The following is a 15,533-nucleotide window of genomic DNA, read 5'->3' on the forward strand; positions in this document are numbered from 1 at the left end:
CTATAATTGTATTTAAGCTAGTGTACTTTTTTAATCTTCTGAAGCTTTAATATATTTTTTCCAATTTAAACTTATCTGAAACAAGCTAACTACATCCTGTTCGTTGTATAGAAGTATTTTTTCTTTTTTTTCATCTGGCATTCTTTGAATATAATTACTATCTTTAACTATTTTACTGAAGGTTTTAGCTAAGTTCTGCCCACCTATTACTTCTGTTTCCCTATTTATATTAAATTCTTTTTCCAAATTTTTAAGGCCTATACCAGAGCCTTTTTCCTTTTCATATTCCTTTTGCAAATCTATTTCTTTAAAACTTTCCCTTATATTAAATTGGATACCACTTTTCTTAAATAAATAATCTATAACGGTAAAATCATTATTTCCTGCAAAAGTTACTATATATTTTTTATTTAAAGAGTTTTTCATTTTATTAAAATATCTCTCAGCAATATAAAGTACATCCTCTGCATCTCTTTTGTTCTCTATCATGTATTGATTTACTACTAGCTCCTCTGTGTCAGCATCATAATAGCTACATCCAAAAACTCCTACACAGATAGGCTTTTTATTTACACAATGCTCTAAATCAAAAAACAATGCCTTCTTATAAAACTCTTCCCCATATCCTACAGGCAGAAGGAAACTGGTATCTTTCACGGATATCTTTTCTCTTTTTTCTCTTAAAATCATTCTACCACTCTTTCTATCAATGCTATATTTTCTCCTGTCATATTATAAACTACATCTTTTCTTTCCACTATTATGTTGGCTCTTTTCTTTATTTCATGGTTTTCTAATACCTTCGTAATAAGTTCCTTTGTGGGATTTATACATACAGGATATCCAACTAACTGAAACATGGAAAAATCTCCTGAAGTGTCTCCGTAAGCATAACTTTCATTTAAATCTATATTATATTTTTCTACGAAGTCCATTATTGCTTCCCTTTTACTTATACTATCCCACATAGGTGTAACTTCTCCTGTGTACACATCATTTTCTATAGTGTATACTGCTCCTCTATAATCATGGAATCCATGCTTTGATGCCATTTCCCTTACTAGTTCCACAGGACTTCCGGATATAGTTATAATTTTATGACCTTTTTCTTTGTGCCATTTTATTCTATCTCTAGTGTAAGTATACACCCTATCTCCCTTTTGTTCTACTACCTTTTTTGCTATAAATTCTATTTGGGATTTGTGCATGCCTTTTATTGCCTCTGTATATATGTTTGCCACTTTTAATAAATAATTATCATAATTTCCCTTTCTGTTATCCCACTTTAAATACTCTGGCCTTACCTCATTATACCATTTTTCTGCCTTTATTATCTCATATTTCACCAACTTCTTAAAGACCTCTGATATTAAACCTTCTCTGTATAGGGTACCATCTATATCAAAGAATGCTGCTATGTTTTTTTCCATATTTATCACCTCTCCTAAATTATTTAATTGAAAACTTTAAAACTATATTTTAGATACTATATAATTTTTTATGGTATTTAATTGTGTTAAAGAAAGAGTGTAAAATTCACAACCTAGTAAAGTGTCACTTCCTTCATTTTTAACCCACTTAACTTCACATAAACACCAAAAGGATGGATTATCTCCTACCTTCATTAAAAAAGATATAAAATCACCTACATTAAGCTTAATAATGCTTTTAAAACATATTCCTGTTTCAGATATATTTATAGCGCTTAAAATAGGTTTTTTTCCATCAAAATTTTTATATATACTCTTATTATTTACTAGTGGATAATATAAATCCTGTTTAAAATCCACTCGTATATATTTTCTCTTTTCATAAGAATTTTTATTAATAAAATTAAAATTCATGAATTCCCCTCCTAGTAAGTTTAATTCCCCTCTTACATTATAATATGGTATTGACAAAAAATGAAGTTAATGATAATATTTCATTGAGAACTATTTTCATTCGCATTTATTCAGTAAATATTACCATAATTTTATAGTGTATGAAAACAAATAATTATGATTATGCTTGAATAAATACTTTAAAATATTATCTCATAATAAGAATCACTTAGAAGGAGGTTCTACTATGTGTTTATGTGATTTAAAGCCTGGTAAAATGGCTTATATTAATAATATTAATGGAAACGAAAAACTTACAAAAAGACTTTTAGCTTTAGGCTGTATCGAGGGTACTGAGGTAATGTTAAAAAGAACTGCCCCTTTAGGAGATCCTATAATAATTAATTTTAGAGGTTTTGACTTAGCCATAAGGAAAAAAGATGCTAAAAATATAATAGTTAAGGAGGGCTAAGCATCAAATGTTTACTGCAGCTTTAGTAGGTAACCCAAATGTAGGTAAAACTACTCTTTTTAACACATTAACTGGCTCTAACCAATATGTGGGAAATTGGGCTGGTGTCACTGTGGATAAAAAAGAAGGTTTTTTAAATTCTAATTTTAAAATAGTAGATTTACCAGGAATATATGCCATGGATACTTTTTCAAATGAAGAAAAGGTATCAAAGGAATTTTTACTAAATGGAAATGTAGATGTTATTATAAATATAGTAGATGCTTCAAATTTAAATAGAAATTTATACTTAACTACTCAATTAAAGGAATTTAACATACCCATTATATTAGTTTTAAATATGATTGACGTAGCTGAAGCTAAGGGAATAGAAATAAATTATTCTGCCCTATCTAAAAAGCTAGGAGTTATGGTAATACCTATATCCGCTTCTAAAAATAAGGGAATAGATATTGTAAAAAATGCTCTTTTAGATTATAGCTTTAAAGATTATATCGGAAATTCAATTTTAACTTTTAAGAGTGAAAAAGAAACCTATGAATATATAGAAGGTGTTTTAACTGAATGTACTAAAACTAAATTCAATAATACTGAAACTATATCAGAAAAAATTGATAAGGTATTACTTCATAAATTTTTATCCTATCCCATTTTTCTGATTATATTTTTTCTTATATTTAAGTTTACATTTAGTTGGGTTGGACAACCTCTATCTGATTTGCTTGATGAAGGTTTAAACGAAGTTTTAATCCCTAAACTGGGTTCCTTATTATCTAATTCAAGCCCATGGTTTAAATCCTTGTTGTTAGATGGTATTGTATCTGGTGTAGGTTCTGTTGTAGTATTTTTACCAGTTATACTGGCTCTATTTGTAGGAATATCTTTTCTAGAAGATAGTGGCTATATGGCAAGAGCTGCTTTTATAATGGACAAGTTCATGAGAGCCATGGGGCTTTCTGGCAAGGCCTTTATACCTCTTGTGGTAGGCTTTGGATGTTCTGTACCTGGTATAATGTCTGCTAGAACCTTAGAAAGTGAAAAGGATAGAAAATTAACGGCCCTTTTAGTTCCTTTAATGTCTTGTAATGCTAGATTGCCAGTGTACGCACTTATATCATCAATATTTTTCCCTGGCAAACAAACAGCCGTTATATTTATACTGTATTTTATAGGTATTTTTCTTTCTTTTATAATAGGTCTTATATTTAAAAATACTCTATTTAAGAAAGATGAAGAACCTTTTTTAATAGAATTACCTGAATATAAAATGCCTGAACCTAAAAACCTATTAATTCATACTTGGGATAAGGGTAAGGGTTTTCTAAAAAAAGCTGGTACAATAATATTTTCAATTTCAATTATGGTTTGGCTTTTATCAAACTTTAATTTTAACGGTATGACAGATATAAACAATAGCTTCTTAGCTTCTATAGGAAGATTTTTGTCACCTATATTTAAACCTCTTGGTTTTGGAACTTGGGAAACCTCAGTTTCACTACTTACTGGTCTTATGGCTAAAGAAGTAATTGTAGGAAGCATGGGTGTAATATATGGCGGAGATTTAACCTCCATATTGCCTTCATACTTTACTCCACTGTCTGCATTCAGCTTTTTAGTATTTGTTCTTTTATATACCCCTTGCATTTCTACTGTAGTAATTATGCGAAAGGAATATGGAAGAAGAATGGCTGTTTTCTCAGTAGTCTACCAAATGACACTAGCATGGTTTATTTCATTTTTAGTTTTTAATGTAGGAAAACTATTTTTTTAACAGTAAACGAGGTGTTTTTATGGAGATATTAATAACATTAGCACTGATATCTATAGCTTTTTATTTCTTATATAAAAGCATAAGAAATAAAGCCAAAGGAAAATGTGACTGTAGTTCCTGCTCTTCCCATTGTCCTTATTATGATAATAAACTTAAGGAAGAACAGAAAAAAAATCATAAAGAATAGTTTAAAGCCAGATCTGGTCTCTAAATAATTTTAGTAACCTTTTCTGGCTTTAATGTATATTGTTCAATATATTTAATATATTCTTTTTATCAACTCTACCTTTATTAAGCATGTTAATTATTTTATGTGCTTGTTTTCTTTTCATTCTATGAAAATTGCATTCTATGCATATTTCATTCTTATTTAAAAGAAATTTTAAATAATCTATTTGTCTATTATTTGCCAAATTACTCCTTATCAATCTAGAATCTTCATCTATTTTATATACTAAATTGAATAAATAAGGTAAATTTAAAACGTCCTCGTAATTATGAAGAAGTATCGTATCTCTTATTTTTTCGTCCCCTGTATTTAAAAATTTATTATACATATGAACACTTTCTTCTCCATTAATATTATCCTTTCGCTGTATGCCCACAAATCTTTCTACAGTTTTTAAATTGCACCTTTCCATGCCTAATTGCTCATAGTATGGTCTTATTATTCTATATAAATCCACATGATAAATAGGTGTGTTAAAGTTTATTAAATACCTGTCCATTCTTTTAGTAATAAAAGGTTCATCAAAAGCAATACCGTTATATGAACACCACCTTGAAAAATTCTCCACTTCTTCTTTAAATTTAATTAGTATACTATTTTCTTCATTTAACTGTTCTGCAAAATATTGCTTTACTTTAAATCTACTATTATCTAGAAAGTAACCTATGGATATTAACATTATACTATCTCTATCCTTGTCAAAACCTGTGGTTTCAATATCATAATAACACATATTCATCATGGAGTATTTCTCTATTATACTCTTGTCTATATGAATTTCAGCTTCATATTCCCTAATAATCATAATTGACTCCTTAAAAATTTTTGTGAAATAATTTTCAAATATATTTATGCAGCCACTAACTACTGCTATCTCTAACCCTCTTGTGAAGTAAAGATAGCAGCAGCTAAGCCACCTTATAATAATTTATATATTTCAGTTAAAAATCAACTACATCTTTTCTACTGTAGAAATTCCTAATAAATTTAAAGCATTTCCTATAACTGTACATGTAGCTTCAACCATTTTCAATCTAGCATTCTTAGTTTCTTCATCCTTTGCATTGGCAATGCTGTGAGAATTATAGAATTTATTGAAGGCTTTAGCCACATCCACTACATATCTAGTAACTATAGAAGGTTCTAATTTCTCTATAGAATTATCTATAGCATCCTTGAATCCACCTAAAAGCTTGATTAACTCAAATTCTTCCTTAGAATTCAACTTAGAGTAATCTACTTCTGAAGAAGCATTTCCTAATTTTCTTAATATACTCTTACCTCTTGCATAAGTGTATTGAACATAAGGACCAGTTTCTCCATCAAAGTTAAGCATTTCTTTCCAATCGAATACTATATCCCTTTCCCTGTTGTTCTTTAAATAGGTAAATATAACTGCACCTATTCCTATTTTTTTTGCAACCTCTTCTTTATTTTCTAGTTCAGGGTTTTTAGCATCTATTACTTCAAGAGTCTTTGTAACTGCTTCATTTAGTAAATCCTCAAGGAAAATAACTTCTCCTTTTCTTGTAGAAAGCTTTCTATCAGAAAATTTTACAAGACCGAAACCTACATGAACACAATCCTTAGCCCATTCATTTCCCATAAGCTTTAATGTAGTGAATATTTGCTTAAAGTGAAGAGCCTGTGGTGTTCCAACTACATATATATTTTTGTAGAAATCATAAGTTTTCTTTCTATAAATGGCAGCAGCTAAATCTCTTGTAGCATATATAGTAGCACCATCAGATTTTTTTACAATACATGGTGGCATGTTATATTCATCAAGCATTACAACTTTAGCTCCATTACTTTCTGTAAGGATTCCCTTGCTATCTATTTCCTCTACTACAGCCTCCATTTTATCATTGTAGAAGCTCTCTCCTGCATAAGAGTCAAATTCCACTCCTAAAATGTCATAAACCTTACTAAACTCTTTTAAGCTTAAGTCTCTAAATCTTCTCCAAAGAGCTGTTTCCTCTTCTGCTCCGTCCTCAAGCTTTTTAAAATATGCTCTTCCTTCATCATCTAATGAAGGATCCTTTTCTGCCTCATGGTGGAATTTTACATAAATTCTTAAAAGCTCTTTTATTGGCTCTTTTTCCAAAGCTTCTTCATTTCCCCATCTCTTATATGCAGAAATTAATTTTCCAAATTGAGTTCCCCAGTCACCTAAGTGATTTATTCTAACCACATCATAACCTTGTGAGGATAATATTTTATAAAGTGAATTTCCTATAACTGTAGTAAATAAATGTCCTACGTGGAAAGGCTTTGCTATGTTAGGAGATGAATACTCAACTACTACCTTTTTACCTTGTCCTTCATTTGAAACTCCATAGTTTTCTCCCTGATTTAATACTTTTTCTACAATGTCCTTAGCTACATTGCTTTTTTCTAAAAAGAAATTTAAATAAGGTCCTAAATTTTCTACCTTTTCAAATCCCTCATTATCTATTTTATCTTTAAGCTCTTCTGCTATTAAATTTGGAGCTTTCCTAAAAGTTTTTGCCAATTTGAAACATGGAAATGCATAGTCCCCCATATCTGACTTTGGTGGTATTTCAATTAAAGCCATTATATCTTCTATTTCCATATCTACATGAGCTTTTATTTTTTCTGCAACATAATTTTTATAATCCATAGATTTTACCTCCATTTTAAAATTTATATAAATTAAACAAATATAAAAATCCGTCCCTACACTACTGTAGAGACGGAATATCCGCGGTACCACTCTAGTTGACTAATAAATTAGTCCACTTAAAAATTTAACGCTTAATGCGACTTACCCTACTAAGAATACCAATTCTTTTTAGGCAGCTTCTCCAAGGTTCTCTTCCTTTTTTATCTTCTACAGGTCTCACACCATCTCCTGCTCGCTTGAAGTTAGATTAAAAAAGTACTCTCCTCTTCACAGAATTTATATATTGGAATTTACACTACATTATATTACCACATATGAACTTTTGTCAAGGACTATTTAGTACTTTCATTAAATGGCTATTTAAAATTATTCATTAAAGCTCTTTTTTACAAATTCCGCTAAAGAATTCATGCCTCTACTACAGCTATTATTTTTGCATACATATGTGGTAACTTTATTGTTTATTTTATTATAATCTTTAATATAAGAAATTATATTTGAAATTTCTTCATTTCCATCATATACTATGGTACTGGTAAATGGCAAAAATCTCTTGTTAATCTCACCTAATATGTCTTTTACATCTTTATCTTCCTTCTGACCACATATAACAATCTCTCTACCGCCTTCTTTAGCATACATAATTGCCATATTAAAGAAATTATACAAACTTGGATTAGAATTTACTTTTCCTCCAAAGCATTTAAACATTTGATTTACTTTATTTTTAAATTAGTTTATGATGGTTTTTATGCTACATAAATTATGATAAACATGGCATTTTACGAATCTGGTAATTAATTATGTAGTCTACTAAAAAACTTAAAAAACAAAAAAATTTCTTCACTTATACTCATACACTAACATATACTAATTAGTAGTGGTATCCTCATATAATTTCATTCTTCTTTTGTACTTATTATAAGTAAAGGAGGGATACTATGAGCCATAAACATCATGATTGTTGCAACTGCTGTTGCGACCCTTGCAGATGCAATAGTTGCCAATGTGATCCATGTAGATGCAGGCCTTCTTGCAACTGCGGTCCATATAGTGGTTTTCCATTTTTAGGACTAGGCGGCCAAGGATGTTTTAACAACTGTGGACGCAGCAGTGGACTATGTTGGATATTACTACTTTTAGCTTTATGTGGACGCCGCTAAATTATAATGATATATAAAAGGGGAAGCTTCTGAGCTTCCCTGATTTGATTATTTATGAGTCATTATATTTAATATTAATTTATCTGTTTGGAGCATTCCTTCTCTTCCTATTTGAGCTATATTTTTGATAGTTTTTTCCACGTCCTTTTCTATTATGCCCTCTTTTTCTGATATAACTATATTGTTCATGGCCAAAAGTGAAGATTGCACTGCGGCACTTACTCCTGTAGATACCTTTAGGGCACAGCCGGTTTTTGCTCCATCACATATCATGCCTGATATATTTCCCACCATATTTTTAATGGAATAATTTATTTCCTTAAGCTGTCCTCCTAAAAGATATGTAATACCACAGCTTGCGCCTGCAGAAGCCACTACGCAACCACACAAAGCAGATAATCTTCCTAAATAAGTTTTTATATGAATTGCTATCAAATTGCTTAAAACTAAAGCTCTTGCTAATTTTTCGGAGCTAGCATTTAATTTTTCTGCCACTGCTACCACTGGGAGCATTACTGTTAAGCCTTGATTGCCACTGCCGGAATTACTCATAACAGGATACATACATCCTGCCATTCTTGCATCTGAAGCAGCAGCAGTTAATGCCATAGCATAGTTTTGAATATCATCTGATAGTACGCCTTTTTTTATATTATCTATAATGGTTTTTCCTACATTTAAGCCATAACCTTTTAAGCCTTCTTCTGCTATTTTTCTATTCATTTTTGCCCCTTCTAAAATAAACTCTATATCCTCAAAGGGACAATTTATAGCAAAATCATATATATCTTCAACACTTAATTTTACACAATGCTCTTTGTTTTTATCATTATCAATTGATACTTCAGCTTCTTCTTCATCCTCTACTTGAAATAAAATATCTTCATTTAGCTGAACTAAAACTAAATTATTATGTTTATCTTTTATAATTGCCTTTGAGATATTTTTTCCGCTTACACATTGCACCTCTATATAAAGTTTATTAGGCACATCCTTTGTATTTACTGATACCCTTCCGCCCTTTAACATCTCTTTTGCATCTTCTATATTTTGTTTAGTTATATCCTTTAAAACTTCTAATTCTACATTAGGATTTCCCCCAATGGCACCTAATGCTGCAGCTATATCTAGTCCTGTCATACCTGTTCCTGGTATACCCACACCCATTCCATTTTTTAGTATATTATCACTTACAAAAACTTTTATAAATTCAGTACAAGAATTTAAAGCTTCCTTAGCTTTTGCTGCCGCTAAGGCCACTGCAATTGGTTCTGTACACCCTAAAGCTGGAACTACCTCCGATTTAAGTATTTCTATAAAGCCTTTACATCCACACTCATCACAAGACATTGCATTCATCCTTTCTGTTTACACTTCACAATTTTCGTTAAATTGAAGTATTTTTTTCATTAATATAATAATAATGAATGAATTCCTATTTTTCAAGTTTTAAATAGTTCATTTTTAAGCTTTAACCTTATTTTTTACTAAATATCATAGTATTTTTATTGAAATCCTCTTTCATAGGCAAACAAAAACTATTTTATGTGTTTGAGTTTATTCTTTTATAAAACATAAATTGAAATTTGCAGGTAAGTAATACTTCTTACTTTTTACCTTTTACCTATCCTACAACTTCCTATTTTCAAAGCAATATATCGTGTGTAATTTCTTTAATGCAGCAACCCCATTTTCTTAACTATATTCTACTTTTACTTCACTTCCACTTACTCCTGACACTGGAGCATTTACTATCAGCTTAACTGGAACTCTATTTTTTAATTCATCCACATGACTTATAATTCCTACTGATAAGTTTTCACTTCTAAGTTTTTCTAGCGAAGTCATTACAACATCTAAAAGATTATTGTCTAAGGTTCCAAAACCTTCATCTAGGAAGAAAAATTGTAGTGGCGCACTGCCTTTTAACTGAATTTGAGACGAAAGGGCTAGAGCTAAAGATAGAGAGGTTAAGAAGGTTTCCCCTCCTGATAAAGTGCTTGTATGCCTTCTAGCACCTCCATTAAAGTCGTCCCTCATTATAAAGTTACCATCCACATCTATTTCTAAAGCATATCTACCCTTTGTAATACTTTTCAACCTTTTTGAAGCCTCTATAGCTATGTATTTAAGTTCATTCATAGCCACAAATTCTACAAATTTATTTCCCTTTACTAAATCATCTAGTTCTTCACATAAGCTGTATTTGTGTTGGTACTTTTCCCTTTTTTCTAATAGGCCCATGACTTTTTCTAAATCTCTTATGGTATCATTTAATTCCTTTTTCTTTTGAGCCTTCATCTCTATACACTCATTTAAATTCTCTTGTAATTGAAGTTTATACTCCTTTGTCTGCTGCCACTTTTCTTCAGTAATGTCACTGCCACTGAGTTTATCTTCTAATCTTTTTATATTATCTTCTAATTTTATTTTGTCATCTTCATATTTACTTATTATTTGCTGAAGGTTCTCTATATGCTCTTTAGTTATAAAGCACTCTAAAGCCTGTTTTTCATCTTCAAAACTATACTCCTTTAATTTAATGTATAAATTTTCTTTTTGATTCTTTAATATGCCATTTAAAGTCTCTAAGTTCTTCTCCAAGCTGGATTTTTCTTTGTCGAAATTATTTTTTTCATTCTTTTTTAATTCTAATTTATCTCTTAGAGACTTTTCAGTAGTGTTTATATAGTCTATTTCCTTATTAACCTTTAATATAGATTCCTCAGGCTCCTCTTCTCCACATATTCTTTTTACTTCTTCTCCATATTCATCTATAAAATTCTTTTTCTCTGTTCCACTTTGAGTTATTTGTGCTCTTTCACTTTGTAAATTTGATACTTCTCTTTGTATTTCTTCCCTTTGTAAATTTAATTTATCTACTGCACTTCTTTTTTCTTTTTCTTGTTTTTTAAGTTTAACAATCTCTTCATCCCAAGATTTTATCTTATTTATTTCTAATTCTATATTTTCTACCTCTAATACTTTTATAATGTCTGTATATTCTTTAAATACATTAGAGCACTTTCCATTTGCATCTTTTAAATCCTCATTTATGCTTTTCAAATTATACTGCGCAGCACTTATTTTTTCCTCTAAAGATGTATACATTTTATCAATAGAAGCCTTTTCTTCTCTCTTATACTCTAAATCCTTCTCTAAATTATTAAGTTCTTCATTCCACTTGTTTATTTTTTCCCTCAAATTAGTGAAATGGACTTCTTTAGCCTTTACTTCTTCTTGTAACTTTTCTATACCTATTCCTTCTAATTCTTTATTTACTTTTTTAAGTTCTTCCTCTAAATACTGCTTATCTCTATCAACTGCTGCCATGTTAATATTATAATGATTAATATTTTCCTTGAGAACTTCACATTTTTCCTTTAATTCTTTAGTTAACTCTTCCATATGCTTTAATTCATTTTCACTTATAAAATTAGCTTTTTTCACATGGTGAACAGATCCACATACTGGACAAGGGTTTCCTTCTTGTAATTCCTTTGCTAGCATTGCTGCAATGTTTTCATTGTACTTTTCCTTAAATAATTTTTCACTATTTTTAAGCTCATTTATCTCATGGTCATACTCTAAATTTAAAGAATTAATTTTTTCTTGAAGTTCCTTCTTTTTTAACAAAATATCTTCATATTTTTTATCCAATGTTCCCTTAGTATCTAAACATATCAATATCTTTTCTGTTCTTTCTCTTACTGAGGTCACTTCCTGCTGAGCTTTTAATAAAGTTTCCCCATCTCCTGGACAATTCTTTTGAATAGCTTCTCTATTTTCTATTAAAGCATTTATTGAACCATCTAAATTTATCTTTTTATTCTTTATTTCTATAAACTGTTTTTCATTATTCTTTATGTTCTCGCTAAAGGTATTATATTTTTCATTTAATAAAATTATATTTGCATTTAGTTCTTTATATTTGCAATACTTATCATAGGCACTATATATGGAATTTCTGTACTCTGGTGATATAGTCTTATTAGTTAAACTTTTTTCTAATTCATCTAAATCATTAATTAAAGCTTCTCGTTTTGTAGTTATATCTAATAAAATTGCCTCTAAAGATTTTATCTTTTTATTTAAATTGTCGTACTTACTTCTTAATTCCTGTCTTTCCTTTTCAACTTCCTTTACTCTTTTATTTATATCCACTGCTCTAGCTAGCTCTGTAGCCTTTTTAACTAACTTTGGAGTTTTTTCTCTTTGATTTTCTAATGCAACTTCATATTCCCTTTGAAGCAATAAAAGCTTTTGATTTATATCTATTAAAAGTTCTTCTTTTTCTTTTAATTTAGTTTTATTTATCTTTACACTATCCTCAGTGTTTTTAACTTCATCTATAAAAGGCTTAATATTGAAAGCATTTTTTCCATATTCTAATTTTACCTTTTTATTCTCAATGTCTTCTGCTCTTTTCACCAATTCACTTTGCTGCTGAATATAGTTTTGAAGTTCTTTTTTGGTATTCCACAAAGTAGTGTACTCTTCATATAACTTATCTATTTTTTCTTTTTCCTTCTTTAATGTTTCTTCTTTTTCCTCTAAAACTTTTAATTCTTCTTTTAAAATATCTACTTTTTCTTTAGATACATCATTATATCTGTTTAATTCTCCATTTAGCTCTATTAATTTTTTTTCTTCCTGTTCCTTTAGTTTTTTAATTTTATCCCTAAGTCCTCTTCCATAACGTTCTAGTTTAAATATTCTTTCTAACATACTTCTTCTATCTAGACCAGTTAGTTTTAAAAATTCACTAAATTTACCTTGAGGAAGCACTACGGATCTAGTAAAATCATCTACAGAAAGTCCTATTATGCTTTCCACTGCATTTCTGACATTTACCGCACCCTCTGCTATTACTTCATTGTTTTCTCCATTTAATTTATATATTCTAGCTAAAGTGGTTTTGTATCCACCATTTTTGTCCACTTTTATACATCTATCACATTGATACTCTTTAATATTGTCACCTAATCCAATGGAAAAAGTATAGCTTACTTCTAATCTATCACTTTCTGAGTTTATAAATCCTTTATTATCCCTAGTAATTTTTCCATATAAAGCCATAGTTATGCCATCTAATATGGTAGATTTCCCACTGCCTGTAGGTCCAAATATGCCAAAAAAACCTTTTTCCGTTAGCTTATCAAAAGGTATCTTTTGTTCCTGAACGAAGCTATTTAAGCCTTTAATTTTCAGAAGTATAGGTTTCATTTTCCATCACCTCTTCTTCATGCTCATTGACTATACTTAAAAACAACTCCAATAAGTCCTTATCCGGTTCTACTTTTCTTTCATATTTATAAAATTCCTTAAAAACTTCTTCCATACTTTTTTCCGTTAAATTTTCATATACCTCTTCCTCATCTTCTCCTTGAATTTTAGGAAGTATTTGAACTATATCATCTTTATAACTCTTCATTTCTTTTATTTCTTCTTGAAGAATTACTCTATCCGTGTATATTTCTATATAAGCCCAAACATCTCTATCACTGTTTTCTTTACACATATTTATCGCTTCTTCTACCCCATGGCATTTCCAAACTTCTATAGGCTTGTAATTTTTAAAATAAACTTCCCTTATTTCCGCTTCTTTACCTTTGGATACTTCCACTATATAAGCACAATTAGCATTATTTCTTTCACTTTTACTATACTGAATAGGTGCTCCTGAATATCTTATTCTTCCATCGGTGCCCTTTACCTTTTGAGGTTTATGTAGATGTCCTAGTGCTATATATTGAGCCTTTTGAGGTAATTTATTGGCATCTACTGTAAGGCTCCCCCCTAATTGAATAGGTCTTTCAGAATCAGAACTTTCTCCACCTAAAACAAATAAGTGAGATGCCACTAAATTTATAGTATCTTCTCTAAATTTTTCTGACAACTTTAAAAATATATCTCCTATTTTTTCTGAGTAATCCTTTTGCCTTTCCTCCTCAGATAGTTTGTCTGATATAATTTCATTTAATCTCTTTTCACTAGGATATGGCATTGCAATAATAACAGCTTTTTCTCCCTTTATCTCTATCTCAAAATAACCCTCATCTGCATCTATTATATTAGCCTCCCCACACTTGCCAGTGCTGGCTACACTTCTAGGTGTTCCTAAAAGTACTATTCCCTGCTGGTGGGCAATAGGAGATGCTGCTTCCAGTCTGTCTGGATTGTCGTGGTTTCCTGAAATAACCAAAACCACTCTTTTACCATTACAGCTTATCTCCCTAAGTGCTTTATAAAACAAACCCTCCGCTCTTGCTGGAGGATTGCTATTATCGTATATGTCCCCAGATATTACTATCATATCTGGGTCCTCATGGTTTACTATATCTACAAATTCTTCTATAAATTTCTCTTGTTCATCTAACCTACTGTATCCCTCTAACATTTTTCCCAAATGCCAATCGGAAGTATGAATAAACTTCACAAAATCACCCCTTTTAAAATTCCCTAGCCTTATAGATAACTCTCTTTTCCAAAGACCAAACTCTATCAGACATACTGCCTGGCTCCACATCCTCTAATGCCTTTTTCATGTCATACATTTTAGCGTCCATGTCATCTAATCTATGAAGCATTTCAGCTTCTGGAATCATAGGCTTTTTAGGACTACCATAGTCTGGCTCGTAGTGATGTGAAAGTACCATATGCTCTAAAAGCATTTTTATTTCTGGGTTTATATTTAATTTTTCTGCAACAGTTTCTATTTTCTTTACTCCCATTACTATATGCCCTAAAAGCTGTCCCTCTATGGTGTATTCACTTACTATTCCCAGCTCACTAGAAGCCATCTCTTCCATCTTTGATATATCATGAAGTATTATTCCTGAATAAAGCAGATCTTTATTTAAAAATGTGTATACCTCACATAACCTTTCCCCAGCTTTAAGCATTGTTGTTATATGATATAAAAGGCCTCCCCTTACAGAATGGTGGTTACTTTTAGCTGCTGGATAATACATTAAAGTTTCCTTGTATTCCTCTAAAATATAGTTAACCAATTTTTTTATTTCTTCGCTATTTATTTTATTAATATATTCTAATACATCATTATACATATCTTCTGAAGTATATGGTGCCACTGGTACAAAATCCGTTATATTCACACCATCTTCATCCATTACTTCTCTTATTTTTTCTATTTTAAATTGAAGAGCATTTTGCCACTCAGTAACCATCCCCCTAACTTTTACAAGCCTATTAGCACTGTACGCTTCGTCTTCTTCAGTAACATTCCAAAGCTTTGCATTTATTTCTCCAGTTCTATCTGCAAGAGTAAAATCTAAATATTTTTTATTGTTACTGGATGATTTACACTCCACTGATTTTATTAAGAAAAATCCATCCACTCTGCTTCCTGCCTTAAACTGATTTATGGTCATAATTTCTATATTCATTAAAAAATCGCTCCTTACT

14 protein-coding genes and 1 other annotated feature are annotated in these 15,533 nt (G+C 30.3%); of the genes, 4 read left to right on the top strand and 10 right to left on the bottom strand.

Annotated features, from left to right (window positions below):
- Positions 1-30 precede the first annotated feature (30 nt).
- The 3 genes from FGK85_RS01040 to FGK85_RS01050 are packed head-to-tail and all read right to left on the bottom strand — an operon-like array spanning position 31 to position 1,844.
- On the bottom strand, positions 31-690 hold the full coding sequence (locus FGK85_RS01040; protein ID WP_138202914.1) for a ribonuclease H-like domain-containing protein: 660 nt from the start codon (positions 688-690) through the stop codon (positions 31-33).
- The gene (locus FGK85_RS01045) at positions 687-1,430 is read right to left on the bottom strand and encodes an HAD-IB family hydrolase (RefSeq protein WP_138202916.1); all 744 of its coding nucleotides are present in this window, start codon (positions 1,428-1,430) and stop codon (positions 687-689) included. Before FGK85_RS01045 ends, FGK85_RS01040 begins: the two co-directional genes overlap by 4 nt.
- Positions 1,431-1,472: 42 nt before the next feature.
- Positions 1,473-1,844, bottom strand: a complete 372-nt coding sequence (locus tag FGK85_RS01050) for a PilZ domain-containing protein (protein ID WP_138202918.1) — start codon at positions 1,842-1,844, stop codon at positions 1,473-1,475.
- 226 nt (positions 1,845-2,070) lie between these two features.
- Between FGK85_RS01050 and FGK85_RS01055 the strand changes: the two genes are divergently transcribed.
- Genes FGK85_RS01055 through FGK85_RS01065 form a run of 3 tightly spaced genes read left to right on the top strand, consistent with a single transcriptional unit; the run spans position 2,071 to position 4,253 of the window.
- The gene (locus tag FGK85_RS01055) at positions 2,071-2,295 is read left to right on the top strand and encodes a FeoA family protein (RefSeq protein WP_138202920.1); all 225 of its coding nucleotides are present in this window, start codon (positions 2,071-2,073) and stop codon (positions 2,293-2,295) included.
- 7 nt (positions 2,296-2,302) lie between these two features.
- Positions 2,303-4,066, top strand: coding sequence for a ferrous iron transport protein B (feoB, locus tag FGK85_RS01060; RefSeq protein WP_138202921.1), 1,764 nt, complete (start codon positions 2,303-2,305; stop codon positions 4,064-4,066).
- Positions 4,067-4,085: 19 nt separating this feature from the next.
- A complete protein-coding gene (locus FGK85_RS01065) occupies positions 4,086-4,253 on the top strand; it encodes a FeoB-associated Cys-rich membrane protein (protein ID WP_138202923.1) in 168 nt (55 codons plus the stop codon).
- A gap of 49 nt (positions 4,254-4,302) precedes the next feature.
- Here the strand turns inward: FGK85_RS01065 and FGK85_RS01070 are convergent, their stop codons facing one another.
- From FGK85_RS01070 to FGK85_RS01080, 3 genes are all read right to left on the bottom strand, one after another.
- Entirely contained in the window at positions 4,303-5,100 is a 798-nt protein-coding gene (locus tag FGK85_RS01070) for a ribonuclease H-like domain-containing protein (protein ID WP_138202925.1), read from the bottom strand.
- A 147-nt stretch (positions 5,101-5,247) separates the two neighbouring features.
- On the bottom strand, positions 5,248-6,939 hold the full coding sequence (gene argS, locus FGK85_RS01075) for an arginine--tRNA ligase (protein ID WP_138202928.1): 1,692 nt from the start codon (positions 6,937-6,939) through the stop codon (positions 5,248-5,250).
- Positions 6,940-7,004: 65 nt separating this feature from the next.
- Positions 7,005-7,222: a binding site (T-box leader), on the bottom strand.
- Between the two features lie 86 nt (positions 7,223-7,308).
- Positions 7,309-7,653, bottom strand: coding sequence for a hypothetical protein (locus FGK85_RS01080; protein WP_138202930.1), 345 nt, complete (start codon positions 7,651-7,653; stop codon positions 7,309-7,311).
- A 230-nt stretch (positions 7,654-7,883) separates the two neighbouring features.
- Here FGK85_RS01080 and FGK85_RS01085 point away from each other — a divergent pair, with 230 nt between their 5' ends.
- Positions 7,884-8,105 (top strand): hypothetical protein, encoded by a 222-nt coding sequence (locus tag FGK85_RS01085; RefSeq protein ID WP_138202932.1) that lies wholly within the window; start codon positions 7,884-7,886, stop codon positions 8,103-8,105.
- Positions 8,106-8,153: 48 nt separating this feature from the next.
- Here FGK85_RS01085 and FGK85_RS01090 read toward each other — a convergent pair whose 3' ends face one another.
- The 4 genes from FGK85_RS01090 to FGK85_RS01105 all read right to left on the bottom strand — a co-directional run bounded on the left by FGK85_RS01090 (position 8,154) and on the right by FGK85_RS01105 (position 15,514).
- Positions 8,154-9,455: an L-cysteine desulfidase family protein gene (locus tag FGK85_RS01090; protein ID WP_138202934.1), complete on the bottom strand. Its 1,302-nt coding sequence runs from the start codon at positions 9,453-9,455 to the stop codon at positions 8,154-8,156.
- A 345-nt stretch (positions 9,456-9,800) separates the two neighbouring features.
- Positions 9,801-13,331, bottom strand: coding sequence for an AAA family ATPase (locus tag FGK85_RS01095; protein ID WP_138202936.1), 3,531 nt, complete (start codon positions 13,329-13,331; stop codon positions 9,801-9,803).
- Positions 13,306-14,544, bottom strand: coding sequence for an exonuclease SbcCD subunit D (locus FGK85_RS01100; protein ID WP_138202938.1), 1,239 nt, complete (start codon positions 14,542-14,544; stop codon positions 13,306-13,308). The genes FGK85_RS01095 and FGK85_RS01100 overlap by 26 nt, the downstream gene beginning before the upstream one ends.
- Positions 14,545-14,557: 13 nt before the next feature.
- Complete coding sequence (locus FGK85_RS01105) at positions 14,558-15,514, bottom strand: 3'-5' exoribonuclease YhaM family protein (protein ID WP_138202940.1); 957 nt, start codon at positions 15,512-15,514, stop codon at positions 14,558-14,560.
- Between the last annotated feature and the right edge of the window lie 19 nt (positions 15,515-15,533).

It is taken from the genome of Haloimpatiens lingqiaonensis, from assembly GCF_901447495.1.
GTDB lineage: Bacteria > Bacillota > Clostridia > Clostridiales > Clostridiaceae > Haloimpatiens > Haloimpatiens lingqiaonensis.

What these genes read in the sequence shown, in the direction of transcription:
- FGK85_RS01045 (WP_138202916.1), bottom strand. Translation starts at nt 1,430, where the DNA reads ATGGAAAAAAACATAGCAGCATTCTTTGATATAGATGGTACCCTATAC.
- FGK85_RS01085 (WP_138202932.1), top strand. Translation starts at nt 7,884, where the DNA reads ATGAGCCATAAACATCATGATTGTTGCAACTGCTGTTGCGACCCTTGC.
- FGK85_RS01040 (WP_138202914.1), bottom strand. Translation starts at nt 690, where the DNA reads ATGATTTTAAGAGAAAAAAGAGAAAAGATATCCGTGAAAGATACCAGT.
- FGK85_RS01065 (WP_138202923.1), top strand. Translation starts at nt 4,086, where the DNA reads ATGGAGATATTAATAACATTAGCACTGATATCTATAGCTTTTTATTTC.
- FGK85_RS01090 (WP_138202934.1), bottom strand. Translation starts at nt 9,455, where the DNA reads ATGTCTTGTGATGAGTGTGGATGTAAAGGCTTTATAGAAATACTTAAA.
- FGK85_RS01050 (WP_138202918.1), bottom strand. Translation starts at nt 1,844, where the DNA reads ATGAATTTTAATTTTATTAATAAAAATTCTTATGAAAAGAGAAAATAT.
- FGK85_RS01070 (WP_138202925.1), bottom strand. Translation starts at nt 5,100, where the DNA reads ATGATTATTAGGGAATATGAAGCTGAAATTCATATAGACAAGAGTATA.
- FGK85_RS01095 (WP_138202936.1), bottom strand. Translation starts at nt 13,331, where the DNA reads ATGAAACCTATACTTCTGAAAATTAAAGGCTTAAATAGCTTCGTTCAG.
- FGK85_RS01080 (WP_138202930.1), bottom strand. Translation starts at nt 7,653, where the DNA reads ATGTTTAAATGCTTTGGAGGAAAAGTAAATTCTAATCCAAGTTTGTAT.
- FGK85_RS01105 (WP_138202940.1), bottom strand. Translation starts at nt 15,514, where the DNA reads ATGAATATAGAAATTATGACCATAAATCAGTTTAAGGCAGGAAGCAGA.
- argS (WP_138202928.1), bottom strand. Translation starts at nt 6,939, where the DNA reads ATGGATTATAAAAATTATGTTGCAGAAAAAATAAAAGCTCATGTAGAT.
- FGK85_RS01055 (WP_138202920.1), top strand. Translation starts at nt 2,071, where the DNA reads ATGTGTTTATGTGATTTAAAGCCTGGTAAAATGGCTTATATTAATAAT.
- feoB (WP_138202921.1), top strand. Translation starts at nt 2,303, where the DNA reads ATGTTTACTGCAGCTTTAGTAGGTAACCCAAATGTAGGTAAAACTACT.